Consider the following 24788-nt stretch of genomic DNA (forward strand, 5'->3'; position numbering starts at 1 on the left):
TCGGCACCGTTCAGAAATCGCCCCACAGCTGCTGAGCCACGCTCAGTGCCACAACCGGTGCCGTCTCGGTGCGCAGCACTCGGGGGCCGAGCCGTGCGGCCTGGAAGCCGGCCTGCTGCGCCTGCTCCACTTCGTGCTCGCTGAGCCCACCTTCCGGGCCGATGAGAAACGCCAGCGTACGCGGTTGCGCATGGCTGGTCAGCGGCGCGGCCACCGGATGCAGGACCAGCTTCAGCTCGGCCTCGACCGGCAGCCAGTCGCCGAGCTGCTGCGGTGGATGAATCGTCGGCACCACCGAACGCCCGCACTGCTCGCACGCGCTGATGGCGATCTGGCGCCAGTGGGCCAGACGCTTGTCGGCGCGTTCGTCGTTCAGCCGGACTTCGCAGCGCTCGCTGATCAGCGGGGTGATCTGCGCCACGCCGAGCTCGGTGGCCTTCTGGATCGCCCAATCCATGCGCTCGCCGCGCGACAGGCCCTGGCCGAGGTGGATCTGCAGCGGCGACTCGGGCAGGCCGGCGAGCTGTTGGCGCAACTCGACGCGAACCTGCTTCTTGCCTACCTCGACCAGCTCGCCGAGATATTCCTGGCCGCAACCGTCGAACAACTGCACGGCGCTGCCGCTGGTCAGACGCAACACGCGACCGATGTAGTGCGCAGCGGTTTCGGGCAGTGCGTGCGAGCCGAGGGCGAGCGGGGCGTCGATGAAGAAGCGGGATAGGCGCATAAGGGCAGCTGCAAGCGGCAAGTTGGAAGCGGCAAGTCTAAAGCATCGCTGGTCTGACTCGCAGTGCTGCGTTGCTGGAAACCTGCCACCGCCAGAGGGCTAGCCCGGATCGTGGAAGTTGCTCGGGGCGCCGGGTTGCAGCGCCACGCTGACCGCCGCGCGGGTGGCGATATCGATGCCTTCGCTGGCGACCTCGGCGAGGAAGTCGATCTGTTCCGGCGTGATGGTGTAGGGCGGCAGGAAATACACCACGCTGCCCAGCGGCCGCAGCAGCGCGCCGCGTTCCAGCGCGTGCTGGTAGACCTGCAGGCCGCGGCGCTCCTGCCATGGGTAGGCGGTCTTGCTGGCCTTGTCCTGCACCATCTCGATGGCCAGCGCCATGCCGGTCTGACGCACCTCAGCAACGTGCGGATGCTCGGCGAGGTGCGCCGTGGCGCTGGCCATGCGCGCGGCCAGCGCCTTGTTCGCCTCAATGACGTTGTCCTCGGCAAAGATATCCAGCGTCGCCAGGGCCGCGGCGCAGGCCAGCGGGTTGCCGGTGTAGGTGTGCGAATGGAGGAAGGCGCGCAGGGTCGAGTAGTCGTCGTAGAACGCCTGGTAGAGCCGGTCGGTGGTAAGCACTGCGGCCATCGGCAGGTAGCCGCCGGTGAGCGCCTTGGACAGGCAGAGGAAATCCGGGCTGATGCCGGCCTGCTCGCACGCGAACATCGTGCCGGTGCGGCCGAAACCGACGGCGATCTCGTCGTGAATCAGGTGCACCTCGTAGCGGTCGCAGGCTTCGCGCAGCAGCTTGAGGTAGATCGGGTGGTACATGCGCATGCCGCCGGCGCCCTGGATCAGCGGCTCGACAATCACCGCGGCGACCTCCTCGTGGTGCTCGGCGAGGGTCTGCTCCATGTGCGCGAACATGTTGCGCGAGTGGTCTTCCCAGCTCATGCCTTCTGGCCGCAGGTAGCAGTCCGGGCTAGGCACCTTGAGCGTGTCGAGCAGCAGCGGTTTGTAGGTGTCGGTGAACAGCGCGACATCGCCCACCGACATCGCCGCGACCGTTTCGCCGTGGTAGCTGTTGGTCAGGGTGACGAAGCGCTGCTTGCGTAGCCGCCCGCTGTTGCGCCAGTAGTGAAAGCTCATCTTCAGCGCGACTTCGATGCCGGTGGAGCCGTTGTCGGTGTAGAACACTCGCTCCAGGCCCGGAGGGGTGAGCGCCACCAGACGCTCGGACAGCTCTACTACCGGCTGGTGGCTGAAGCCGGCGAGCATTACATGCTCCAACTGGTCGAGCTGGTCCTTGATGCGCTGGTTGATGCGCGGATTGGCATGGCCGAACACGTTGACCCACCAGGAGCTGACCGCATCGAGGTAGCGCTTGCCGTCGAAATCCTCCAGCCAGACGCCCTCGCCGCGACGGATCGGAATCAGCGGCAGCTGCTCGTGGTCCTTCATCTGCGTACATGGATGCCAGAGCACGGCCAGGTCGCGGCGCATCCAACTATCGTTCAGGCTCATGGGGTCCTCCTCTGATCTGCGCGCAGCCTAACAGATGGCTGCATCGGGCAAGCCGACGCGGTGTTCTGGTTATCGAATATCTGAATTGTTTAGAGCGAATTTATGCGCGCTTTTCCGATAGGTAAGCCGGTAGGCTTGTTCCACTTTCAACTGGGAGCTTGACGATGCAGTGGCGCAACACTTCCCGCAATTACGGTCTGACCAGCATCCTGCTGCACTGGATCGGCGCGCTGGCGGTCTTCGGTCTGTTCGGTCTGGGCCTGTGGATGGTTGGGCTGAACTACTACAGCAGCTGGTACCGTACCGCCCCGAATATCCACAAGAGCATCGGCATCCTGCTGTTCTTGCTGATGCTGGTGCGGCTGCTGTGGCGCTTCCTCAGCGCCGGTCCGACGCCCCTGGCTTCGCACGGCGCGGCGACTCGGCTGATGACCCGTCTGGGCCACGGGGTGCTCTATCTGGGCCTCTTCGCGGTCATGCTGTCTGGCTATCTGATTTCCACCGCCGACGGCCGGCCGATCAGCGTCTTCGGCTGGTTCGAGGTGCCGGCGCTGCTGACCTCGATTCCCAACCAAGAGGATGTTGCCGGCCTGGTTCATGAATACCTCGCCTGGGGACTGGTCATTCTGGCCGGCCTGCATGGCCTGGCAGCCCTTAAACACCACTTCATCGACCGCGATCCGACCCTGCTGCGCATGTTCGGCCGCGCCGATGCCTGACTCGACTCACCAAGGAGACACATGATGCTGAAGAAAACGCTCACCGCACTCGCCCTGAGTTCTGCGCTGCTCGCCGGCCAGGCAATGGCCGCTGACTATGTCATCGACAAGCAAGGTCAGCATGCCTTCGTCAACTTCAAGATCAGCCACCTGGGTTACAGCTGGCTGTGGGGCACCTTCAAGGACTTCGACGGCACCTTCAGCTTCGATGCCGCCCAGCCGGAAGCGAGCAAGGTCAGCGTCACGCTGAAGACCGCCAGCCTCGACAGCAACCACGCCGAGCGCGACAAGCACCTGCGTAGCGAGGACTTCCTCAACGTGGCCAAGCACCCGACGGCGACTTTCGAGTCCACCTCGGTCAAGTCGACCGGCGAAGGTACTGCCGATATCACCGGCAACCTCACCCTCAACGGCGTGACCAAGCCGGTGGTGATCGCCGCCAAGTTCATCGGCGAGGGCGATGACCCCTGGGGTGGCTACCGCGCCGGCTTCGAGGGCAGCACGACGCTCAAGCTGAAAGATTTCGACATCAAGATGGATCTCGGCCCGGCTTCGCAGACCGTGGATCTGATCATTTCGGTCGAGGGCGTGCGTCAGTAAACGCGCGACGAGATTGACCCGAACGCCGGCTCTCTGCCGGCGTTCTGCGTTGTGGTGGCTCGTTCGGCGCGCGGCGGCAGAGTGATCGAAGCGTAACGAATCGAAATGCTTGCAATGGTCTACGCCTACTCGTACGGCCGGTTTTGCGCCACCCTGTAGCGTTGTCCGGCAGGCGGTTTTTTGTGTTTACAAACATCTTTGAACGTAAGTATATTCCGGACCCTGCCATTCGAGTCTGCCGGGTGTCCGCTGCCTTGGCCTGTCCGTCCTCAAGAGGTTCTTTCCATGTCACGTAAGTCAGCCAATGCCGCCGCCCTGGTTTCACTCGTTGCCGCGGCATTAATGCTGGGCGGCTGCCAGGAGGAATCGGCGGCGCCGGCGGCGAAACCGACGCCCAAGGTCGGCTTCGTCACGCTGCAGGCCGAGCCGTTCGCACTGACCACCGAGCTGCCGGGACGTGCTCGCGCGCACCGGGTCGCCGAGGTGCGTCCGCAGGTCAACGGCATCATCCAGAAGCGGCTGTTCACCGAAGGCAGCGAAGTGAAGGCCGGGCAGCAGCTCTACCAGATCGATGCGTCGGTGTACGAGGCCACGCTGAAGAGCGCGCAGGCCAGCCTGGCGTCGGCCAAGTCGCTGTCCGACCGCTACGGGCTGCTGGTCGAGGAGCAGGCGGTGAGTAAGCAAGCCTATGACGAGGCGCGCGCGGCGAGCCTGCAGGCCGAGGCGAATCTCGAGCAGGCGCGCATCAACCTGCGTTACACCAAGGTGCTGGCGCCAATCTCCGGGCGTATCGGTCGCTCGGCGGTAACCGAGGGCGCGCTGGTCAGCAATGGCCAGGCGCAGGAACTGGCGACCATCCAGCAGCTCGATCCGATCTATGTCGATGTTACCCAGCCGGCGCGCGATCTACTCGCTCTGCGACGCGACCTGGCCGAAGGCCGTCTGCAGAAGGCCGGCGATGATGCGGCCAAAGTGACGCTGACGCTGGAGGACGGCACCCGCTATGCGCACGAGGGCAAACTGGAGTTCTCCGAGGTGTCCGTCGACTCCACCACCGGGTCGGTGACCCTGCGTGCGGTCTTCCCCAACCCGGATCGCATCCTGCTGCCGGGTATGTTCGTGCATGCGCAACTGGTCGCCGGGCTCAAGAGCGAAGCGATCCTGGCGCCGCAGCAGGGCGTGACGCGCAATCCCAAGGGCGAGGCCACCGCGCTGGTGATCGACGCCGAGAACAAGGTCGAGCTGCGCCAGGTCAAGACCGATCGTGCCGTCGGCAACCGCTGGCTGATCGCCGAAGGACTCGAGGCCGGCGACCGCCTGATTACCGAGGGCCTGCAGTTCATCCGCCCGGGTGACCAGGTGGAGCCGGCTCCCGCGAGCAATGTCACGGCTGCCCAGCCGCAAGCCAACTGAGGCTGAGGCCGAGGATCAATCACGATGTCCAAGTTCTTCATTGATCGCCCGATTTTCGCCTGGGTGATCGCACTGGTGATCATGCTCGCCGGCGGGCTCGCCATTCTCGGCCTGCCAGTCAACCAATATCCCAGCATCGCGCCGCCCGCGGTCGGCATCTCCGTGAGCTACCCGGGTGCCTCCGCGCAAACCGTGCAGGACACGGTGGTGCAGGTCATCGAGCAGCAGATGAACGGGATCGACGGGCTGCGCTACATCTCCTCGGCGAGCAACTCCGACGGCAGCATGGAGATCACGGTGACCTTCAACCAGGGCACCGATCCGGATATCGCCCAGGTGCAGGTGCAGAACAAGCTGCAGCTGGCGACGCCGCTGCTGCCGCAGGAAGTGCAGCAACAGGGCATCCGCGTGACCAAGTCGGTGCGCAACTTCCTCATGGTGGTCGGCGTCGTCTCGGCGGATGGCAGCATGACGCAGAGCGACCTGGCCGACTACATCGTCTCCAACATCCAGGACCCGCTGTCGCGTACGCCCGGGGTTGGCGACTTCCAGGTGTTCGGCTCGCAGTACGCCATGCGCATCTGGCTCGATCCGGCGCGGCTGAACAATTTCCAGCTCACGCCCACCGACGTGGGCAACGCCATCCGCGTACAGAACGTACAGGTTTCCGCCGGCCAGTTCGGCGGTCTGCCGGCGGTGCCGGGGCAGCAGCTGAGCGCCACCATCATCGGCAAGACGCGCCTGCAGACGCCCGAGCAGTTCCGCGAGATCCTGCTCAAGGTCAATGGCGACGGTTCGCAGGTGCGCCTCAAGGACGTCGCGCGCGTCGAGCTGGCCGCCGAGCGGGCGGCGATTACCGCGCAATACAACGGCAAGCCGGCCGCCGGTATCGGCATCAAGCTGGCGACCGGCGCCAACGCTTTGGATACCGCCAAGGCGGTGCGCCAGACCATCAGCGAGCTGCAGCCGTTCTTCCCGGCGGGGATGGAGATCGTCTACCCGTACGACACCTCGCCGGTGGTTTCGGCGTCGATCACCAACGTGGTGCACACCCTGTTCGAGGCCATCGTCCTGGTGTTCCTGGTGATGTACCTGTTCCTGCAGAACTTCCGTGCCACGCTGATTCCGACGCTGGCGGTGCCGGTGGTGCTGCTGGGGACCTTCGGTCTGCTGGCGGTGTTCGGTTTCAGCGTCAACACGCTCACCATGTTCGCGATGGTGCTGGCCATCGGTCTGCTGGTGGACGACGCCATCGTCGTGGTGGAGAACGTTGAGCGGGTGATGGCGGAGGAAGGGCTGTCGCCGCTGGAGGCGACGCGCAAGTCGATGGGGCAGATTCAGGGCGCGCTGGTCGGCATCGGCCTGGTGCTGTCTGCGGTATTCCTGCCGATGGCCTTCTTCGGCGGCTCCACCGGCGTGATCTACCGGCAGTTCTCGATCACCATCGCTTCGGCGATGACACTCTCGGTACTGGTGGCGCTGGTCTTCACCCCGGCGCTGTGCGCGACGCTGCTCAAGCCTATCGAGAAGGGTCATCACCACGAGAAGCGCGGTTTCTTCGGCTGGTTCAACCGCACGTTTGATCGCGGCGTGCGCCGCTACGAGCAGGGCGTGGTCGCGGTGCTGCGGCGCAAACTGCCGTTCATCATCATCTACCTGGTTATCGTCGCCGCGCTGGCGGTGCTGTTCAGCCGTCTGCCCAGCGCGTTCCTGCCGGACGAGGATCAGGGCGTGCTGTTCGTCCAGGTGCAGACGCCGGTGGGCTCGACCGCCGAGCGCACTCAGCAGACCGTGGACGCCATGCGCGAGTATCTGTTGAAGGAGGAGGGTGACGTTGTCAATTCGGTGTTTACTGTCACCGGCTTCAACTTCGCCGGCCGTGGACAGAACTCGGCGCTGGGCTTTGTCGGCCTCAAGCCGTGGGATCAGCGTCCGGATGCCGAGGACTCTGTGTTCGCGCTGGCCAAGCGCGCACAGCAACGCTTCGCCGGCTTCCGCGACGCCATGGTGTTCGCCTTCGCGCCGCCCGCGGTGATGGAGCTGGGCACCGCGACCGGTTTCAACTTCTATCTGCAAGACCGTGGCGGGCTCGGCCACGATGCGCTGATGGCGGCGCGCAACCAGTTCCTCGGGATGGCGGCGCAGAGTTCGGTGCTGCAGGCGGTGCGGCCGAACGGGCTGAACGACGAGCCGCAGTACCAGCTGCTGATCGACGATGAAAAGGCGCGCACGCTCGGGGTTTCCCTGGACGCGATCAACAGCGCGCTGTCGATCGGCTGGGGCTCGAGTTACGTCAACGACTTCATCGACCGCGGTCGGGTGAAGAAGGTCTACCTGCAGGGCGCTGCGCCGTCGCGCATGGGTCCGGAAGACCTGGACAAGTGGTTCGTGCGTAACGATGCCGGGGAGATGGTGCCGTTCAGTGCCTTCGGCAGCGGCCAGTGGATCTACGGCTCGCCCAAGCTGTCACGCTACAACGGCGTTTCGTCGATGGAAATCCTCGGCGAGGCAGCGCCCGGCTACAGCACCGGCGATGCAATGGCCGAGGTCGAGCGGCTGGCGCAGCAGCTGCCGGCGGGCGTCGGGGTGTCCTGGACCGGACTGTCGTTCGAGGAACGTTTGTCGGGTGGGCAGGCTCCGGCGCTCTACGCACTCTCGCTTTTGGTGGTGTTCCTCTGCCTGGCGGCGTTGTATGAAAGCTGGTCGATTCCGTTCGCCGTGATGCTGGTGGTGCCGCTCGGCGTCATCGGCGCGCTGCTGGCGACGATGGGACGTGGTCTGAGCAACGACGTGTTCTTCCAGGTCGGCCTGCTGACGACGATCGGCCTGACCGCGAAGAACGCGATCCTGATCGTCGAATTCGCCAAGGACCTGCATGGCGAAGGCAAGAGCTTGTTCGACGCCGCCGTCGAGGCCTGCCGGATGCGCCTGCGGCCGATCATCATGACCTCGCTGGCGTTCACCCTCGGCGTGGTGCCGCTGGCGCTGGCCAGCGGCGCCGGGGCAGGCAGCTCGCATGCCATCGGCACCGGCGTGATTGGCGGCATGGTCACGGCGACCCTGCTGGTGATCTTCTGGGTGCCGCTATTCTTCGTTCTGGTGACCTCGCTCGCCGGCGGCCGCAAGGCTGCAGCCGCGAACGAGAAGGGAGACGTGCAATGAACAGGTCGTTGTTGAGCATCGCCTTGCTCGCCGCATTGAGCGGCTGTTCGTTGATTCCCGACTACCAGCGGCCGGAAGCGCCGGTGGCGGCCAGCTGGCCACAGGGTGAGGCCTACGCGGCCGACGGCGAGCAGGCAGCCGCCGTGCCGGGCTGGCGCGAATTCTTCCGCGATCCCGCGCTGCAGCAGCTGATCGAGGTGGCGCTGGAAAACAACCGCGACCTGCGCGTGGCGGCGCTGAACGTCGATGCCTATCGCGCACTGTATCGCGTCCAGCGCGCCGACCTGTTGCCGGCCGTCACGGCCGATGGCGGCGGCACGCGCACTCGTACTCCGGGCGATCTGAGCATGAGCGGCGAGCCGACGATCAGCAGCCAGTACAGCGCCACCCTCGGCGTGTCCTGGGAGCTGGATCTGTTCGGCAGGCTGCGCAGCCTGCGCGATCAGGCGCTGGAGGAGTACTTCGCCAGCGAGGCCGCCCAGCGCAGCACACAGATCAGCCTGATCGCCAGCGTCGCCAACGCCTGGCTGACCCTGCAGGCCGATCAGGCGCTGCTGGAGGTCACGCGAGACACGCTCAAGACCTACGAGGAAAGTTTCGGCTTGACCCAGCGCAGCTTCGACGTCGGCGTGGCCTCGGCGCTGGAGCTGCGCCAGGCGCGCAGCGCGGTGGAAAGTGCGCGGGTGAGCATCGAGCAGTACACCCGCCAGGTGGCGCAGGACCGTAACGCGCTGACGCTGCTGCTCGGCCAGGGCATGCCGGCGAACCTGCGGGTCTCCGGCGAGCTGGTGCGTGAACAGCTGGCCGAGTTGCCGGTCGGCTTACCGTCGGACCTGTTGCAGCAGCGCCCGGACATCCTCCAGGCCGAACACCAGCTCAAGGCGGTGAACGCCAGCATCGGTGCGGCGCGCGCGGCGTTCTTCCCGCGTATCAGCCTGACCGGCGCGGCCGGGACGGCCAGCCGCGAGCTGTCCGGCCTGTTCGACGGCGGTTCCGGTTACTGGACCTTCACACCGAGCATCAGCATGCCGATCTTCAATGCCGGCCAGCTGCGCGCCAATCTCGACTACGCCACGATCAGCCGCAACATTCAGGTGGCCGAGTACGAGAAGGCGATCCAGACCGCCTTCCGCGAGGTGGCCGATGGTCTGGCGGCGCAGGCCACCTACACCCGCCAAGTCCAGGCGCAGCGTGATCTGCTGCAGACCAGCGAGGACTACTACAACCTCGCCGAACGGCGCTACCGCACCGGTGTGGACAGCTACCTGACCCTGCTTGATGCGCAGCGCCAGCTGTTCAGCGCTCAGCAACAGCTGATCGGTGACCGTCTGGCGCAGCTGGTCAGCGAAGTCAACCTGTTCAAGGCGCTTGGTGGCGGCTGGCAAGCCGCTGCTGCGCCCTCGCCTGAAGAGGGTTGAGCGCGCGGCAGTCTGCTGTGAATACGAAAACGCCGCCCCAAGGGGCGGCGTTTTCGTTGGTGCGGCAACTCAGCGGTTGCGCGTCAGCAGCGCGGGCTTCTCGCCCCGCGGACGGGTCGGCAACTGCTCAAGCTGCTCCATGCTCGGCAGGCGATCAGCCTTGGACTCCTTGTGGATGATCACCGGCTGCTTCTCGCGCGGCTTGGCGACATCCTGACGCGACACCGCCGGCTCCTCGATGCGCCGTCCTTCGCTTTTGCGCCGAGGCTGACCATTGCGGCCTTGCCCGCCTTGGCCTTGGCTCTGGCCTGAACGCTTGCCGCGGCCCTGTGCGCCACCGGCACCGGCACCGGCTGGACGTGGCTGAGCGCTGCCCGGCTGGGCCGGCGCGCCGGGGCGACGACCGCGGCCCTGCTTGTTCTGGTACGGGCTGACGTAATCGACGCGGTTGCCGAAGTTGTCCACCTCGTCATCGAGGAATTCTTCCGGGTCGCGATCGGCCGGCACGCGCGGAGGGCGACTGACCGGTTGCGCGGCCTCGCTGGCGCTGCGGGCTGGCTTGGCCTTGTTGCGGTTGCGCCGGTTACGTTCCTTCTGCTCGGCGTTTTCCGCCGGCTTGTCCTCGCTACGGGCCTTGCGTTCGCCGCGCTGCGGGCGTGGCTGGCGCGGTTCGCGCACTTCGGGCTTTTCCGCCTCGATGGTGCTGGCGTCGAAGCCCATTAGGTCACCGTCGGGAATGCGCTGCTTGGTCAGGCGTTCGATGCCCTTGAGCAGCTTTTCCTCGTCCGGCGCGACCAGCGAGATGGCCTCGCCGCTGCGTCCGGCACGGCCGGTGCGGCCGATGCGGTGCACGTAGTCTTCCTCGACGTTGGGCAGCTCGAAGTTGACCACGTGCGGCAGCTGGTCGATGTCCAGGCCGCGGGCGGCGATATCGGTCGCCACCAGGATGCGCACCTGGTTGGCCTTGAAATCGGCCAGCGCCTTGGTGCGGGCGTTCTGGCTCTTGTTGCCGTGGATCGCGGCGGCCGGCAGGCCGTGCTTCTCCAGGTACTCGGCCAGGCGGTTGGCGCCGTGCTTGGTACGGGTGAACACCAGGACCTGTTCCCAGGCGCCCTGGGTGATCAGGTGCGCGAGCAGGGCACGCTTGTGACTGGAGGCGATGTGGAACACCCGCTGCTCGATGCGTTCGACGGTGGTGTTCGGCGGTGTGACCTCGATGCGCTCGGGGTCGTGCAGCAGCTTGCCGGCCAGATCGGTGATGTCCTTGGAGAAGGTGGCCGAGAACAGCAGGTTCTGGCGCTTGGCTGGCAGCTTGGCCAGCACCTTCTTGACGTCGTGGATGAAGCCCATGTCGAGCATGCGGTCGGCTTCGTCGAGCACGAGGATTTCCACGTGCGACAGATCGATGGCCTTCTGGTTGGCCAGATCGAGCAGGCGACCGGGGCAGGCGACGAGCACGTCGAGGCCCTTGGCCACGGCCTGGATCTGCGGGTTCATGCCGACGCCACCGAAGATCACGGCGCTTTTCAGCGGCAGATCGCGGGCGTAGACCTTGAAGCTGTCATGGACCTGGGCGGCGAGTTCGCGGGTCGGCGTCAGCACCAGCACGCGCGGCTGTTTCGCGCCGTGGCGATGCTCGCGGTCCGGGTGGCCACCGGGGAACAGCAGTTCGAGTACCGGCAGGGCGAAGCCGCCGGTCTTGCCGGTACCGGTCTGGGCGGCAACCATCAGGTCGCGGCCTTGCAACACGGCGGGAATAGCCCGCTGTTGCACGGGAGTAGGCTGGGTATAACCGGCGGCCTCGACGGCACCGGCTAAAGCCTCGGAGAGACCGAGGGAAGCAAAGGACATGAGTAATCCTGTCTTGTAGAGGGCGTGGCCCTGGGATGATCGTGCCTGGCTCGAATCGCGACTGGCGTGCGATCCCGTCCGGTCCTGCCGCGATTTGCTGATGCGGCATCCGGACGTAAGTCTGGCGGAAGCGCGGAGTATAACAGAGCCTGTTCGCTCCGCACTGCTCTGACAGTGTCGCAGGTCACGGGTTCATTTGCCGGCTTCGCTTGGGCAGCGAAGCCGGTGGTCTCAAGCCTGGCGCGGCAGGCCGAGGTTGTTCCAGATCGCCAGGCTCGGCTCGGCCTGGTTCAGCGTGTAGAAGTGCAGGCCCGGCGCGCCGCCGGCCAGCAGTTTCTCACACATCTCGCTGATGACCTGCTCGCCGAAGGCCTGAATGCTGTCGATATCGTCGCCGTAGGCTTCCAGTTGCTTGCGTACCCAGCGCGGAATCTCCGCTCCGCAGGCATCTGAGAAGCGCGCCAGCTTGCTGTAGTTGGTGATCGGCATGACGCCCGGGACAATCGGAATCTCCACGCCCAGCTTGCGCACGCGCTCGACGAAGTAGAAGTAGCAGTCGGCGTTGAAGAAGTACTGGGTGATGGCGCTGTCGGCACCGGCCTGGGCCTTGCGTACGAAGTTCGTCAGGTCGTCCTCGAAGTTGCGTGCCTGAGGATGCATCTCCGGGTAGGCGGCGACCTCGATATGGAAGTGATGACCGGTTTCGCTGCGGATGAACTCCACCAGCTCGTTGGCGTGGCGCAGCTCGCCGCTGGCCAGCCCCATGCCGGACGGCAGGTCGCCGCGCAATGCGACGATGCGGCGGATGCCGGCCTTGCGGTAGATATCCAGCAGTTCGCGCAGCTCGGCCTTGCTGTCGCCAACGCAGGACAGGTGCGGTGCGGTCGGCACCTTCACCTCGCCATCGAGCTGCAGCACGGTGTTCAGCGTACGGTCGCGGGTCGAGCCGCCGGCACCGTAGGTGCAGGAGAAGAAATCGGGGTGGTAGCCGGCCAGCTGGCGGGCCACGTTCAGCAGTTTTTCATGCCCGGCTTCGGTCTTCGTGGGGAAGAACTCGAAGCTGTAGCGGCGTTCCTGAGACATTGCAGAAGTCCTTTATGGCGCAGGGTGAAAAACGCGCGCAGCGCGTTTCCACCGCCTTGGAGCGGCGGGTGGAAAAAGCCTCCGGCCGTTTTCCACCCTACGGCGATCAGTAGCGGTAGCTGTCGGGCTTGAACGGACCTTCGACGGTCACGCCGATGTACTCGGCCTGCTTGGGCGTCAGTTGGGTCACGACACCGCCGAAGCCCTTGACCATCTCCAGCGCCACTTCCTCGTCGAGCTTCTTTGGCAGGACCATGACGGTGACGTTCTTGGTCTTCTCGGCTACTGGTAGATCGCCGAACTTCTCGTTGTACAGGTGGATCTGCGCCAGCACCTGGTTGGCGAAGGAGCCGTCCATGATGCGGCTCGGGTGGCCGGTGGCATTGCCCAGGTTCACCAGGCGGCCTTCGGCGAGCAGGATCAGGTAGTCGTCGTTGGCCGGATCGACGGTCTTGCCGGTGCGATGGATCTTGTGCACCTGCGGCTTGACCTCTTCCCAGCCCCAGTTGGCGCGCATGAAGGCGGTGTCGATCTCGTTGTCGAAGTGACCGATGTTGCACACCACGGCGCGCTTCTTCAGCGCCTTGAGCATGTTGGCGTCGCAGACGTTGACGTTGCCGGTGGTGGTGACGATCAGGTCGATCTTGCCCAGCAGGGCCGCGTCGACGCTGGCCTCGGTGCCATCGTTGATGCCGTTCTTGTAGGGGGAAACCAGCTCGAAGCCGTCCATGCAGGCCTGCATGGCGCAGATCGGGTCGACTTCCGAAACCTTGACGATCATGCCTTCCTGGCGCAGCGACTGCGCCGAGCCCTTGCCCACGTCGCCGTAGCCGATCACCAGCGCCTGCTTGCCGGACAGCAGGTGGTCGGTGCCGCGCTTGATGGCGTCGTTGAGGCTGTGGCGGCAGCCGTACTTGTTGTCGTTCTTGCTCTTGGTCACCGAGTCGTTGACGTTGATCGCCGGGACTTTCAGCGTGCCGGCCTTGAGCATGTCGAGCAGGCGGTGCACGCCGGTGGTGGTTTCCTCGGTGATGCCGTGCACGCGCTCGAGCACCTGCGGGTACTTGTCGTGGAGGATCTGGGTCAGGTCACCGCCGTCGTCCAGCACCATGTTGGCGTCCCACGGCTGGCCGTCCTTGAGAATGGTCTGCTCGATACACCACTCGTACTCCGCTTCGGTCTCGCCCTTCCAGGCGAACACCGGGATGCCGGCGGCGGCGATGGCCGCAGCGGCCTGGTCCTGGGTGGAGAAGATGTTGCAGGACGACCAGCGCACTTCGGCGCCGAGGGCGATCAGCGTCTCGATCAGCACGGCGGTCTGGATGGTCATGTGGATGCAGCCGAGGATCTTCGCCCCCTTGAGCGGCTGCTCGGCGGCGTATTTGCGGCGCAGGCCCATCAGCGCGGGCATTTCCGATTCGGCGATGATGATCTCGCGGCGGCCCCAGGCGGCCAGGGAAATGTCGGCGACTTTGAAGTCGGTGAAACCGGCAGGCGTCATGACAGCACTCATCGAAGAGTTCTCCATTCGTATAGATGCGAATGGGCGCCGTTGATGCGTTCTAGGAAACGCCCCATCCGAGCCTGACAGGTGAAACCGGACTTGGATCTGCTGCTGCGCGACTGGTAAGCCGCGTGGCTTGCGAGATTCAAAACAGGCATTCGCCCTGCTGCAGCGCCCCTCGGATGGGTGGCGGGCACGGCCGAAGCGGAGTCGGCCGCGAAAAAACCCGGCGATTATAGCCGCGCCTGCCGGCAATCCCAAGCCCGCGCCGGGCGAACTCCGCCGGCGGCGCACGGGTCGTACTTGTAGGGCCTGGCGCGCCGTGTCGGGCGCGAATGCTCAAGGAGACTCCGATGAATCCCACGCTTCGCCTCACCCTGGCCCTGCTCGCGGCGGTCGTCAGCCTGCCCGCGGCGGCGCAGTCCTGTTACGTGCACAGCGAGACCTCTGGCGCGGTGCCCGCGCCGGTGGTCACGGAGAAATGCTTCGAGCTGCGTGGCATGCAGCCCGAGGACGATTCGATGGACTGGCTCTGTCGCAACGAAGAGGGCGTCAAGAGCGCCCGACGCGAGCCCCGTCAGAGCTGCCCTGACGGTCATTTCGGCGTCTGCGTGGCCGCAGTGACGCCGGAAACCCTAGCCAACGAGCAGGCCGGCGGCAGCCAGGCGACCAACGGCACGCTGCCGACCACGGTGCCCGAAGGCGCGCAGATCGTCACCTACCACTATCACGCGAGCGATCGCGCGCAGGCCAAGGTGGATTGCGAGAGCGCGGGCGGCCAGTGGTCGCGCTGATACCCGAGCGATTTGTTCACCCGCGCACAAGCGCGGATAATCCCGCGCTTTGCATGGCGTGAGCGGGTAAACATGAAGCTGCGAGTGTTGAGCATTTCCCTGATGACGTTGCTGGCGCTGGCCGGCTGCGACCGTATCGATCCGAATTCACCGCTCGGCAAGCGCAAGGCGATCTACCAGCAGATGCTCGACATCAAGGAAGATCTGGGTGGCATGCTGCGCGGACGGCTGGCCTTCGATGGCGTAGCGTTCGCCAGCGGCGCGGTGAAGCTCGACGAGCTGTCCCGCCAGCCCTGGCAGCACTATCCGCCGGTGAAGGAAGAGCAGAGCGACGCGCGCGACGACGTCTGGCAGCAGCAGACGCGCTTCAACGAGCTGGCCCGTGCGCTGGAGGCCGAGACCGCGGCACTGGTTGCCGCGACCAGCGCACAGCCGCTGCAACCGCAGGACGTTGCGCCGGCGTTCCAGCGCGTCGAGGACGCCTGCGAAACCTGCCACAAGGCATTCCGCGCCTACTGACGGTCGGTCGCGCGGCGGCTGCTTTCCAGCTGTTCGCGTGCCTTGGCCAGCTCATCCTTGCGCAGCTCGATGAGCTGAGCATCGCCGGTCGCCAGCGCCTGGCGCAGCAGAACTTCGCGACGCGCCACACGCTGGCTGGCCTGCTCAGCGGCAAAGGAGTCGCGCTTGCCCAACTCGATCAGACCGCCGCAGCGGCGGGTGAGCGCCTGCAGCTGCTCGTTCAGCTGCGTTTGGCGTGCTTGATGGCCCTGCAGGCGGGCCTGCTGCAACTGTTCGCTGAGCCAGTGGCGTTGCGTCGCGCACGACGAATCGACTTCGCCCGGCGCGGCCATCGCCAGCGTAGCGGGCAGGCAGCTGCCGACCAGTACCATCGCAAGTAACCGAGCAGACATGCACGCTCCAGACAGGGGGTCGATCCGTTTCGACTTCCGCGGAGGGCGCAAAGTGCCGTGCGGATGGCATCAGAAACCGTGGACACCTGCCTGTTGCAGACGCGCGCGCAGGGCCTGCGGCGCGTCGGCCTGGAAGAACTGCCACAGCTGTCGCGCGCGGGCTGCGCCAGTGCCAGCGGCGCGCCAGTCGGCTTCGCTGCGCGCGGCGAGCCGCTGCCAGTCGTCGTCCGGTGCGAGCGCCGCACCGTCCGGCAGGCCCAGCGCCGCCAGCCAATGCGTGAACGGCCGCTGGCATGCCGCGGCGAGATTGCGCGCCAGGCTGGTGGCGCGCGCCGCCCCGAAGCCTGGCACCTGCTGCAGGCGCGCGGCATCCAGCTCGAGCCAGGCGAGCAGGTCAGGCAGCAGGCCGGCGTCCAGTAACGCGCGCCAGGTGCCGGGGCCGGTACCGGGAATCGCTAGGCCGTGCTTGCCGCTCAGCCAGGCGAGGCGGGCGAGGAACTGCTGCTCGCAGCCGGGCGTTGCCTGCCAGCAGCTCAGCGCGTGATAGCGGCGCGGATCCGGCATCTGCACCGCCGCGCGTTGCGGACTGCGCCAAACGACGTCGTCCAGCTGCGGAATGGTCAACCCGGCGAGGCGGATGCCGACCTGGTCGCCCGGGCGGATGTCCAGCGCCTGCCAGCGTTTGAGCGAACCGAGGCTGACGCGGGCGATGCGGCGGTCGTCCAGGTGCACGGGTTCGAGCTGCAGCAATGGCGTGATGCGGCCGCGCCGGCCAATGCGGAATTCGACCCGGCGCACCTGCGCCAGCGCCGAGCGCGGCGGGTACTTCCAGGCCACGGCCCAATGCGGCGGCGACGCCTGCCAGCGTTCGGCCGGTGGCCGCCGGCCCTGGCGCAGCACCACGCCGTCGCTGGCGAAGGGCAGCGGCTGGTGATACCAGCGCTCGCGCCACTGGCGTGCCTGCTCGGGATCGCTCAGTGGTTGGCTGAAGCGCACGCTGTCGGCGAAGCCCATCGTCGCCAGCCCCGCCAGGCGTTCGGTCATGCCGGCCGGTCCGTTGGGCCAGTCCCAGACGAACAGGCCGATGCGCGCCGTGCTGTCGGCGGCGCTGGTCTTGCCCTGCAGGGCGCCGGCGACCCGCCCGCGCGCGCCATCGCTGCCGGCGCGGGCCTGCACGTGCGCGTCCTGCCGCCAGTACAGCTCACCCTGCAGAACCACCTCGTCGCGGCGCGGCAGCTGCGCGGGGATCGCCGGCAGCTGGCGGGCCCGCGCCGTCCAGTCCTGACCGCTGCGCCCGTCGCCACGGCTGATCGCCTGGTGCAGGCGGCCATCGCGATAAACCAGCGTCACCGCCACGCCGTCGACTTTGGGCTGAATCCACAGGTCGTCGCGTGCCGCCATCCAGGCGCGCAGTTCGGCGACGTCGGCCAGCTTGGCCAGGCCGGTCTGCGCGACCGGATGGGGTAGCGGGCCGTCAGCGTGGGCCAGCGGTGACGGCGAGGCGGCGCTCTGGGCCGGAAAGCACTGCTGCCACTGTTGCAGTCGCGCGCGGGCCTGGTCGTAGAGTTCGTCGTCGATCGGCGCGAGGCCGCGGCGGTGATAGGCGTCGTCCCACACCGCCAGTCGCTGCGTCAGTTCGCCGATTTCGCTGCGCGCGCGCTCGGCGCCCCACGGCGGGCAGGCGGCCAGGCAGATCGGTGAGACAAGCAGCAGGAGTGACGCGACGAGGCGTTGCATGGCGAGCGTCCTTGCTCGGGGAGAGACCGCGATTGTCCCGCGGCCGGTGTTGGGGGCGCCGTGCGCTAGCGCATGTTGAACAGTTCCTGATGGAAGTCCTGCGGCGCCAGACCGCGCGCGATCAGGTCGTCACGCAGGCATTGGCCAAACGCGGCCGGGCCGCAGAACCAAACGTCGCTGCCCTTCCAGGAGGGCGCCAGTTGCCGCAGGCGCTCGGGCGTCAGGCGACCATCGCGCTGAGTGACCAGCACGTGCAGGCGGACGCGGGCCTGCTCGGCCAGCTGCTGCACCTTGTCGATGAACGCCTGATCAGGCGCGCTGGTGCTGTAGAACAGCTCGACATTGCCGCCGCCGCCGGTGGTTGCCAGCGCCTGCAGGCGGCCGATGAACGGCGCGATGCCGATGCCGCCGGCCACCCAGATCTGCCCGTCCTTGCGTCCGCGGAAGTCGAAGCAGCCGTACGGGCCTTCGACGGTGACCGCGTCGCCCACTTTCAAGGTATGCGGCAGCGTGCTGGTGTAGTCGCCCAGCCCCTTGATGGAGAATGCCAGCTTGCCGTCGTTGCACCAGGCCGAGGAGAGGCTGAACGGGTGCGGGCCTTCCTTCTCGTCGAAGGTGACGAAGGCGAACTGCCCGGCTTCATGTCCCTGCCAGGCGCCTTCGAGCTGCAGGCCGACGCGCAGCACGCGGTTATCCGGGTGATGGGTCAGTTCGTCGATGCGGCCGACCACTTTGTGCTTGCGGCCGATGCGGCGCAGCAGCGAGATGCAGGCGGCGACCGAGCCGGCGCCCATCATCAGCGCCAGTGCCAGGCCCAGCGGCGAGCTCCAGTAGTCCGGCGGCGTCAGCACCACCGAATGCGCCACCAGCGCCAGGTAGGCCACCGCCAGCCAGCGGTGGGTCTTGAAGAACCAGCGATAGGGGAAGGTCTTGATCAGCGCCAGCACGATGAGAATCGCCGCGGCGTAGAACGCCCACTCGCCGACGTCCTCGGCCAACCCGCGAAAGCGCCGGAACAGGCCGAAGATGCCCTCCGGTGGCGGCCCGGCGTGGCGCACCGGTTTTTCCAGCCAGCCGGCACCGACCAGCCATTTCGGCACCTGGCCCCAGGCCCAGTGCACAGTGCTGATCACCAGTGCGGCGATGCCCAGCCACTTGTGCAGGCGGTAGGTCTTGTCCAGGCCGTCGAAGAAGCGCTCGAAGCGTTTCGGTCGCGCGGCCAGGATTACCGCGACGCTCATCGCACCGATGGCCAGCACGCCGCTGTAATGCACCAGGACCGTGCGTATCGCCCAGATCTGGTACTGCTCCATGAGAAAGCTGTCGACCAGCAACCACAACAGGGTCAGGCCGGCGAACAGGCCGAGGAAAGTCAATTTGATGGGTTTCATGTCTGATCCTCGAGTTTTCGCTGTCCATGTACTCGCGGCGCGTAGCATGCCGTTTTCGCGTGAGGGGTGAAATGACGACGGTCAGTGACAGGACGCGCCCCGTGTCGCCGCGATTTCTCTACAATCTTCCGCCCACCGATTTCCAAGAGAGGCGCCTGTGCACTCCGTGATCGCCATCGAGCAGCTCAGCAAGACCTACGCCTCGGGTCATCCCGCGCTCAAACACATCGACCTGCACATCCGCAAGGGCGAGATCTTCGCCCTGCTCGGCCCCAACGGAGCCGGCAAGACCACCCTGATCAGCATCATCTGCGGCATCGTCAACCCTGGCAGCGGGCGAGTGCTGGTCGACGGGCACGACATCGTCCAGGACTACCGCGCCGCACGTTCGAAGATCGGGCTGGTGCCGCAGGAGCTGTACAACGAAGGTTTTGAGAGTGTCTGGGCGACGGTGCGTTTTTCGCGCGGGCTGTTTGGCAAGGCGCCCGACGATTCGTTCCTGGAAAAACTGTTGCGCGATTTGTCGCTGTGGGACAAGCGCAATGCCCGGATTCTTGAACTCTCCGGCGGCATGAAGCGCCGCGTGATGATCGCCAAGGCGCTGTCCCACGAGCCATCGATCCTGTTCCTCGACGAGCCCACCGCCGGCGTCGACGTTGAGCTGCGCCGCGACATGTGGGCGATGGTGCGCGGCCTGCGCGAGCGCGGCGTGACCATCATCCTCACCACGCACTACATCGAAGAGGCCGAGGAAATGGCCGACCGCATCGGCGTGATCAGCAAGGGCGAGATCATTCTGGTCGAGGACAAGGCGGTGCTGATGCACAAGCTCGGCAAGAAGCAGCTGACCCTGCAGCTGCAGCGCCCGCTGACGGCGATCCCGCGCGAGTTCGCCGACTATCCGCTGGCGCTGGCCGACGAGGGCAATCAGCTGGTCTACACCTTCGACGCCCAGCACGAGCACACCGGCATCGCCGAGCTGCTCAAGCGCCTGGGCGAGCACGGCATCGACTTCAAGGACCTGCAATCGAGCCAGAGTTCGCTGGAGGAAATCTTCGTCAATCTGGTCCACGGTCGCTGAGGAATAAACCGCATGAACGTCTACGCGATCCGCGCGATCTACCTGTTCGAACTGGCGCGCACCTGGCGCACGCTGCTGCAGAGCATCGCCACGCCAGTGATCTCCACCTCGCTGTACTTCGTGGTGTTCGGCTCGGCCATCGGCGCGCGCATGGAGGCGATGCACGGCATCCCCTACGGCGCGTTCATCATCCCGGGCCTGATCATGATGGCGCTGCTTTCCGAAAGCATCTCCAACGCCTCGTTCGGCATCTACATGCCGCGCTACTCGGGGACCATCTACGAGGTGCTGTCGGCGCCGGTGTCCTATGTCGAGATCGTCATCGGCTACGTCGGCGCGGCGGCGACCAAGTCGCTGATCCTCGGCGTGATCATCCTCATCACCGCGCGGCTGTTCGTCGACTACGAGATCCAGCATCCGCTGATGATGGCGCTGTTCCTGGTGCTGACGGCGGTGACCTTCTGCCTGTTCGGCTTCATCATCGGCATTTGGGCCGATGGCTGGGAGAAGCTGCAGATCGTCCCGGCGCTGATCGTCACGCCGCTGGCCTTCCTCGGCGGCAGCTTCTATTCGATCGAGATGCTGCCGCCGCTGTGGCAGAAGATCACCCTGTTCAACCCGGTGGTGTACCTGATCAGCGGCTTCCGCTGGAGCTTCTACGGCGTCTCGGACATCAGCGTCGGCATCAGCCTGGCGATGATCCTCGGCTTTCTCGCGCTGTGCCTCGTAGCGGTGTGGTGGATCTTCAAGACCGGCTATCGGCTGAAGAACTAGTCAAATCAGCGCGATTGCACCGGCCGGCCCCAGCCATGGCAGGCTGCGTTCCATCATCGGTGCGCCTGGTCCGGCTTACCGATGATGGCGGTGGTCGACATTCCCGCCGCACGCCCGGGAGCACTGGCGTGCTGCCTTAGAGCCCGTTGGGAAGGAAGCGCGTGGCGCCGGCGACGTCGTCGAGTTTCTTGATCCGCGCGGCTTTGTGGCAGGTTTCGTCGCGGGTTTCGGCCGGGCAGTAGCGCTTGAGGAAGTCGTCCAGGCTTAGGTCGGTGCCTTCGACGGTGAGTACGCGACGGTAGTATTGCCCTTCGATACCTTGGGCCTGGCGTTCGGCGGTCTTCTGCTCGTCCACCTCCAGGCGTCCGTGCAGGTCGACAGCGGGCACGCTGGCCACCGGTTCCTCTTTCGAGCAGGCAGCCAGCAACAGGCCGGCCGCAGTCAGCAGTGCGATACGAAACATATGCAGATTCCTTGGCAGGCCCCAGCCGACGGCCGGGGCTATGGAGGTCAGTCGAACAGGCGCTTGGAACGGTTGACTTCGGCCTCGCCGGCATCTTCCAGCAATGCCTTGGCGCCGGAGGTCACGTTGCGCGCCGAGTCGGCCTCGGACTGAATGACGTCGGTCTGCGCCGCCTGCTGGCGCAGCTCGGCGTCGATGTAGTCATTGGCGCGCGCGGCACGGGCCCGCTTCGCCTGCAGCGCCAGACGGCGTTCTTCGAGTTCCAGCGCGCGCAGCTCGTCCTCGAAGGATTCCTCGCGGTTGCGAAGGCGCTTCTGCTCGGCTTCCTGCACCGCTCTTTTTTCGTTGGCGCGTTGCTGGGCGACCTGTTGCGCCGCCGCACGCTCGCGTCGCGCCGCTTCCTCGCGGGCGTCGGCGCGCGCTTGCGCAGCGGCGGCTTCGCGCATGCGCTTGGCCTGCGCAGCGGCTTCGGCCTGCTTGGTCTGCTGTTCGATCTGGTGCAACTGATCGAACTGGTTGGCCGCAGCAGGAAGGGCGATGAGCAGGGCGCTGGCGGCAATCAGGGCGAGTTTCATCGGCATCACCCTTTCTGCGGTTCGGGGCAGGTGGCGTTCGGCTGGATGCGCGTTTCGTTGTTCATGGTCATCACCATCAGCGAGATTTCGCCGGCCTTGAATTCGCACGGACGACCGACCTGCGCCGAGGTGAAGATCTTGCCATTCTCCGAATAGCCGATGAGGACACCGGGTACCAGCGTGGTGTCGCTGACCAGCGAGCCAGCCATGGCACCGGCCGCACCACCGGCGACACCGCCGACGATGGCGGTATCGGTGTTGTTCTGGTTGCCGAGTGCCGCACCACCGATGGCACCGAGCAGACCGCCGACCATCATCGCTGCCTTCTTGTTCTTCTCGTTGCTGACCTTGATCTTGGTGGGGGAGACGGTGACGATCTGCACCGTCTTGGCCTCCTGCTGCGTATTGACCTGCGTGGCATCGAAGACATCGGCCTGATATTGCTCGCCGGTGCTCTGGCAACCGGTGATCAGTGTGGCGATGGCGAGCGATAGGCAGCAGCGTTTGATCATGATCGTTTTCCTTATCCCTGATCGTTTTGGTGAAATCCTTAGCGCGGCGATACATGCATGGCGCTTTGCCATCATTCTAGGCGGGAGCGGAAATCGGGGTAAACCCGCCGACCGGCCGCAATGCGCTTCCCTGCGGCGGCTCAGACGGCGGTATTGCTGGCGGTCGTCGCTTTGCTGCGACGGGTTGCCGCACTGCTGGCGGCATGATTGCGGGTCTATCGATTGCGCAAAGAAAAAAGCCCCGCGCGGCTTGCGCCGGCGGGGCTCGCATACAGCGGGTGACGCCTTACAGTCCGGCAGCGGCGCGCAGGGCGTCGGCCTTGTCGGTACGCTCCCAGGTGAAGGCGGTGAAGGTGTCGTTGCCCACCGTCATCTCGTAGGGGTTACGGCCGAAGTGGCCGTAGGCCGCAGTGGCCTGGTACATCGGGTGCAGCAGGTCGAGCATGCGGGTGATCGCGTACGGACGCAGGTCGAAGTGCTCGCGCACCAGGGCGATGATCTTGTCGTCGCCGAGCTTGCCGGTGCCGAAGGTGTTCAGCGAGATCGACGTCGGCTGGGCCACGCCGATGGCGTACGACACCTGGATCTCGCAGCGCTCGGCCAGACCGGCGGCGACGATGTTCTTCGCCACGTAGCGGCCAGCGTAGGCGGCCGAGCGGTCGACCTTGGACGGGTCCTTGCCGGAGAAGGCGCCGCCGCCGTGACGGGCCATGCCGCCGTAGGTGTCGACGATGATCTTGCGGCCGGTCAGACCGCAGTCGCCCACCGGGCCACCGATGACGAACTGGCCGGTCGGGTTGATGTGGTACTGGGTGTCCTTGTGCAGCAGTTCGGCCGGCAGGCTGTGCTTGATGATCAGCTCCATCACCGCTTCGCGCAGGTCGCTCTGCTTGACCTCCGGGTTGTGCTGGGTCGACAGCACCACGGCATCGATACCGACCACCTTGCCGTTCTCGTAGCGGCAGGTGACCTGGCTCTTGGCATCCGGGCGCAGCCACGGCAGCAGGCCGTTCTTGCGCGCCTCGGCCTGGCGCTCGACCAGCGCGTGGGAGAAGCGGATCGGTGCCGGCATCAGCACGTCGGTCTCGTTGCTGGCGTAGCCGAACATCAGGCCCTGATCGCCGGCACCCTGGTCTTCCGGCTTGGAGCGGTCGACGCCCTGGGCGATGTCCACCGACTGCTTGCCGATGATGTTGATGATGCCGCAGGTGGCACCGTCGAAACCGACTTCCGAGCTGTTGTAGCCGATGTCGACGATGACGTCGCGCACCAGCTGTTCCAGGTCGACCCAGGCCGAGGTGGTCACTTCGCCGGCGACGATCGCCACACCGGTCTTGACCAGGGTTTCGCAGGCCACGCGGGCGTGCTTGTCCTCGGCGATGATGGCGTCCAGCACTGCATCGGAGATCTGGTCGGCGATCTTGTCCGGGTGCCCTTCGGACACGGACTCGGAGGTGAAAATCGAGTATTCGCTCATCTATCGGTTCCTATTACCGGGTGTGAGTCGGTCGTCAGCGGCGGGCCGGGAAAAGTGCCGGGCCTGGATCTGAAAACCGTTCTTCAAGCCAATGTAGAGACTCTCGCCGGGCGTGAGCCCCGCGGCATCGGCCCAACGGGCCAGATCGTCCTGTTCGAAGCCCAGCCAGAGATCGCCGCAGGCCTCCCTGGCCCAGCTCTGGTTGTGGCTGCACAACTCGGTGATCAGCAGGCTGCCGCCCGCTTTCACCAGCCGTGCCAGTTGTTTGAGTGCCTCGCCGGGCGCCGCCAGGTGATGCAGCACCATGTTCAGCACCACGCAGTCGGCTGCCGGGCATTCGTCGTGCAGCGCGTCGGCCAGCTTCAGCTCGACGTTGTCCAGACCGGCCTGTTCGCAGCGGGCGCGCGCCAGTTCGAGCATCGCCGCGCTGTTGTCCAGCGCCACCACGTGACGGAAACGACTGGCCAGTTCCGGCAGGAAGCTGCCGTCGCCGGGGCCGACTTCCAGCGCGGTGGCGGTGGGTTCGAAGTTCAGCGCATCGAGCAGCGTCAGCACGCTGTCGCGGTACTGCGGCAGGCCGGCGAGCAGGTCCTGGCGGGCCTGGAAGCTGCCGGCCATGCGCGCGAAGAAGTCCTCGCTGGCGGCGCTGCGCTGCGCGTGGACGGCGGCGATGCGGGCCTGCACCTCGGTGGTCAGCTCCAGCTGATCGACTTCTTCGAGCAGCGCCGCGTGCAGTTTGCCGCCGAGGCTGTCGCCCTGCGGCAGGTTGCGCCGGTAGAAGATCGCGTTGCCTTCGCGGCGGGTGGCCAGCAATCCGGCCTGGGTCAGCACCTTCAGATGGTGACTCATGCCGGACTGGCCGATGGCGAAGATCTGCGCCAGTTCCAGTACGCCGAACGAGTCGCTGGCCAGCGCCCGCAGCACGTTCAGGCGCAGCGGATCGCCGCCGGCCTTGCACAGGGCGGCGAGCGAATCGCTGGCGTCGAAACGGATCTGGGGTATGCGCAGGCTCATAGGTCGCGCAGTCTAGTCGGTCATTTTTCGTACAGCAAGGGCAATATCAAAAAGTTTTGATATTGCCCTGCGCGGC

22 protein-coding genes and 1 riboswitch are annotated in these 24788 nt (G+C 65.9%); of the genes, 9 read left to right on the forward strand and 13 right to left on the reverse strand.

The features are described 5' to 3' along the window. Positions 1 to 10 precede the first annotated feature (10 nt). A complete protein-coding gene (locus tag AC0ZJQ_RS01530) occupies positions 11 to 727 on the reverse strand; it encodes a 16S rRNA (uracil(1498)-N(3))-methyltransferase (RefSeq protein ID WP_054094373.1) in 717 nt (238 codons plus the stop codon). Between the two features lie 99 nt (positions 728 to 826). Further along, positions 827 to 2233, reverse strand: a complete 1407-nt coding sequence (locus AC0ZJQ_RS01535; protein WP_102829088.1) for an adenosylmethionine--8-amino-7-oxononanoate transaminase — start codon at positions 2231 to 2233, stop codon at positions 827 to 829. A gap of 164 nt (positions 2234 to 2397) precedes the next feature. On the opposite strand from AC0ZJQ_RS01535, the gene AC0ZJQ_RS01540 reads away from it, so the two are divergent. From AC0ZJQ_RS01540 to AC0ZJQ_RS01560, 5 genes are all read left to right on the forward strand, one after another. Beyond that, positions 2398 to 2952, forward strand: a complete 555-nt coding sequence (locus AC0ZJQ_RS01540) for a cytochrome b (protein WP_054094375.1) — start codon at positions 2398 to 2400, stop codon at positions 2950 to 2952. 24 nt (positions 2953 to 2976) lie between these two features. Next, positions 2977 to 3552, forward strand: coding sequence for a YceI family protein (locus AC0ZJQ_RS01545; RefSeq protein WP_102829087.1), 576 nt, complete (start codon positions 2977 to 2979; stop codon positions 3550 to 3552). 285 nt (positions 3553 to 3837) lie between these two features. After that, complete coding sequence (locus AC0ZJQ_RS01550) at positions 3838 to 4965, forward strand: efflux RND transporter periplasmic adaptor subunit (RefSeq protein WP_102829086.1); 1128 nt, start codon at positions 3838 to 3840, stop codon at positions 4963 to 4965. 24 nt (positions 4966 to 4989) lie between these two features. Continuing rightward, the gene (locus AC0ZJQ_RS01555) at positions 4990 to 8127 is read left to right on the forward strand and encodes an efflux RND transporter permease subunit (RefSeq protein ID WP_102829085.1); all 3138 of its coding nucleotides are present in this window, start codon (positions 4990 to 4992) and stop codon (positions 8125 to 8127) included. Continuing rightward, positions 8124 to 9545, forward strand: a complete 1422-nt coding sequence (locus AC0ZJQ_RS01560) for an AdeC/AdeK/OprM family multidrug efflux complex outer membrane factor (RefSeq protein ID WP_102829084.1) — start codon at positions 8124 to 8126, stop codon at positions 9543 to 9545. Before AC0ZJQ_RS01555 ends, AC0ZJQ_RS01560 begins: the two co-directional genes overlap by 4 nt. A 69-nt stretch (positions 9546 to 9614) precedes the next feature. Here the strand turns inward: AC0ZJQ_RS01560 and AC0ZJQ_RS01565 are convergent, their stop codons facing one another. The 3 genes from AC0ZJQ_RS01565 to ahcY form a co-directional block, all read right to left on the reverse strand. After that, the gene (locus tag AC0ZJQ_RS01565) at positions 9615 to 11396 is read right to left on the reverse strand and encodes an RNA helicase RhlE2 (RefSeq protein WP_165594855.1); all 1782 of its coding nucleotides are present in this window, start codon (positions 11394 to 11396) and stop codon (positions 9615 to 9617) included. A gap of 231 nt (positions 11397 to 11627) precedes the next feature. Beyond that, positions 11628 to 12479 carry a methylenetetrahydrofolate reductase [NAD(P)H] gene (metF, locus tag AC0ZJQ_RS01570; protein WP_314020028.1) on the reverse strand — a complete coding sequence of 284 codons (852 nt, stop codon included), beginning with the start codon at positions 12477 to 12479 and terminating at the stop codon, positions 11628 to 11630. 106 nt (positions 12480 to 12585) lie between these two features. Continuing rightward, on the reverse strand, positions 12586 to 13992 hold the full coding sequence (ahcY, locus tag AC0ZJQ_RS01575; protein WP_237263804.1) for an adenosylhomocysteinase: 1407 nt from the start codon (positions 13990 to 13992) through the stop codon (positions 12586 to 12588). A 24-nt stretch (positions 13993 to 14016) separates the two neighbouring features. Then, positions 14017 to 14169, reverse strand: a riboswitch (S-adenosyl-L-homocysteine riboswitch). 167 nt (positions 14170 to 14336) lie between these two features. On the opposite strand from ahcY, the gene AC0ZJQ_RS01580 reads away from it, so the two are divergent. Both AC0ZJQ_RS01580 and AC0ZJQ_RS01585 read left to right on the forward strand, forming a co-directional pair. Continuing rightward, a complete protein-coding gene (locus tag AC0ZJQ_RS01580; protein ID WP_102829080.1) occupies positions 14337 to 14777 on the forward strand; it encodes a hypothetical protein in 441 nt (146 codons plus the stop codon). 72 nt (positions 14778 to 14849) lie between these two features. Further along, positions 14850 to 15296: a c-type cytochrome gene (locus tag AC0ZJQ_RS01585; RefSeq protein WP_155551178.1), complete on the forward strand. Its 447-nt coding sequence runs from the start codon at positions 14850 to 14852 to the stop codon at positions 15294 to 15296. On the opposite strand, the gene AC0ZJQ_RS01590 is transcribed toward AC0ZJQ_RS01585, so the two are convergent. From AC0ZJQ_RS01590 to AC0ZJQ_RS01600, 3 genes are all read right to left on the reverse strand, one after another. Next, positions 15290 to 15688, reverse strand: a complete 399-nt coding sequence (locus tag AC0ZJQ_RS01590; protein WP_155551177.1) for a DUF1090 family protein — start codon at positions 15686 to 15688, stop codon at positions 15290 to 15292. The two genes, AC0ZJQ_RS01585 and AC0ZJQ_RS01590, sit on opposite strands and share 7 nt — an antisense overlap. Positions 15689 to 15757: 69 nt before the next feature. After that, complete coding sequence (ligB, locus tag AC0ZJQ_RS01595; protein WP_167136704.1) at positions 15758 to 17425, reverse strand: NAD-dependent DNA ligase LigB; 1668 nt, start codon at positions 17423 to 17425, stop codon at positions 15758 to 15760. Between the two features lie 65 nt (positions 17426 to 17490). Further along, positions 17491 to 18816 carry a ferredoxin reductase family protein gene (locus tag AC0ZJQ_RS01600; RefSeq protein WP_314020029.1) on the reverse strand — a complete coding sequence of 442 codons (1326 nt, stop codon included), beginning with the start codon at positions 18814 to 18816 and terminating at the stop codon, positions 17491 to 17493. Positions 18817 to 18973: 157 nt separating this feature from the next. Between AC0ZJQ_RS01600 and AC0ZJQ_RS01605 the strand changes: the two genes are divergently transcribed. After that, entirely contained in the window at positions 18974 to 19897 is a 924-nt protein-coding gene (locus tag AC0ZJQ_RS01605) for an ABC transporter ATP-binding protein (RefSeq protein WP_167136710.1), read from the forward strand. Between the two features lie 12 nt (positions 19898 to 19909). Beyond that, a complete protein-coding gene (locus tag AC0ZJQ_RS01610; protein ID WP_008568472.1) occupies positions 19910 to 20671 on the forward strand; it encodes an ABC transporter permease in 762 nt (253 codons plus the stop codon). Between the two features lie 136 nt (positions 20672 to 20807). On the opposite strand, the gene AC0ZJQ_RS01615 is transcribed toward AC0ZJQ_RS01610, so the two are convergent. From AC0ZJQ_RS01615 to AC0ZJQ_RS01635, 5 genes are all read right to left on the reverse strand, one after another. After that, positions 20808 to 21134: a hypothetical protein gene (locus AC0ZJQ_RS01615; protein ID WP_155551174.1), complete on the reverse strand. Its 327-nt coding sequence runs from the start codon at positions 21132 to 21134 to the stop codon at positions 20808 to 20810. 47 nt (positions 21135 to 21181) lie between these two features. Then, positions 21182 to 21709 carry a DUF5384 family protein gene (locus AC0ZJQ_RS01620; RefSeq protein WP_155551173.1) on the reverse strand — a complete coding sequence of 176 codons (528 nt, stop codon included), beginning with the start codon at positions 21707 to 21709 and terminating at the stop codon, positions 21182 to 21184. A 5-nt stretch (positions 21710 to 21714) separates the two neighbouring features. Further along, complete coding sequence (locus AC0ZJQ_RS01625) at positions 21715 to 22221, reverse strand: hypothetical protein (protein WP_054094382.1); 507 nt, start codon at positions 22219 to 22221, stop codon at positions 21715 to 21717. Between the two features lie 286 nt (positions 22222 to 22507). Continuing rightward, positions 22508 to 23698, reverse strand: coding sequence for a methionine adenosyltransferase (gene metK / locus AC0ZJQ_RS01630; RefSeq protein WP_102829074.1), 1191 nt, complete (start codon positions 23696 to 23698; stop codon positions 22508 to 22510). Further along, positions 23699 to 24712 carry an ArsR/SmtB family transcription factor gene (locus AC0ZJQ_RS01635; protein ID WP_155551172.1) on the reverse strand — a complete coding sequence of 338 codons (1014 nt, stop codon included), beginning with the start codon at positions 24710 to 24712 and terminating at the stop codon, positions 23699 to 23701. Positions 24713 to 24788: the final 76 nt, after the last annotated feature.

The sequence above is a fragment of the Stutzerimonas sp. 21-1 genome (assembly GCF_056336065.1).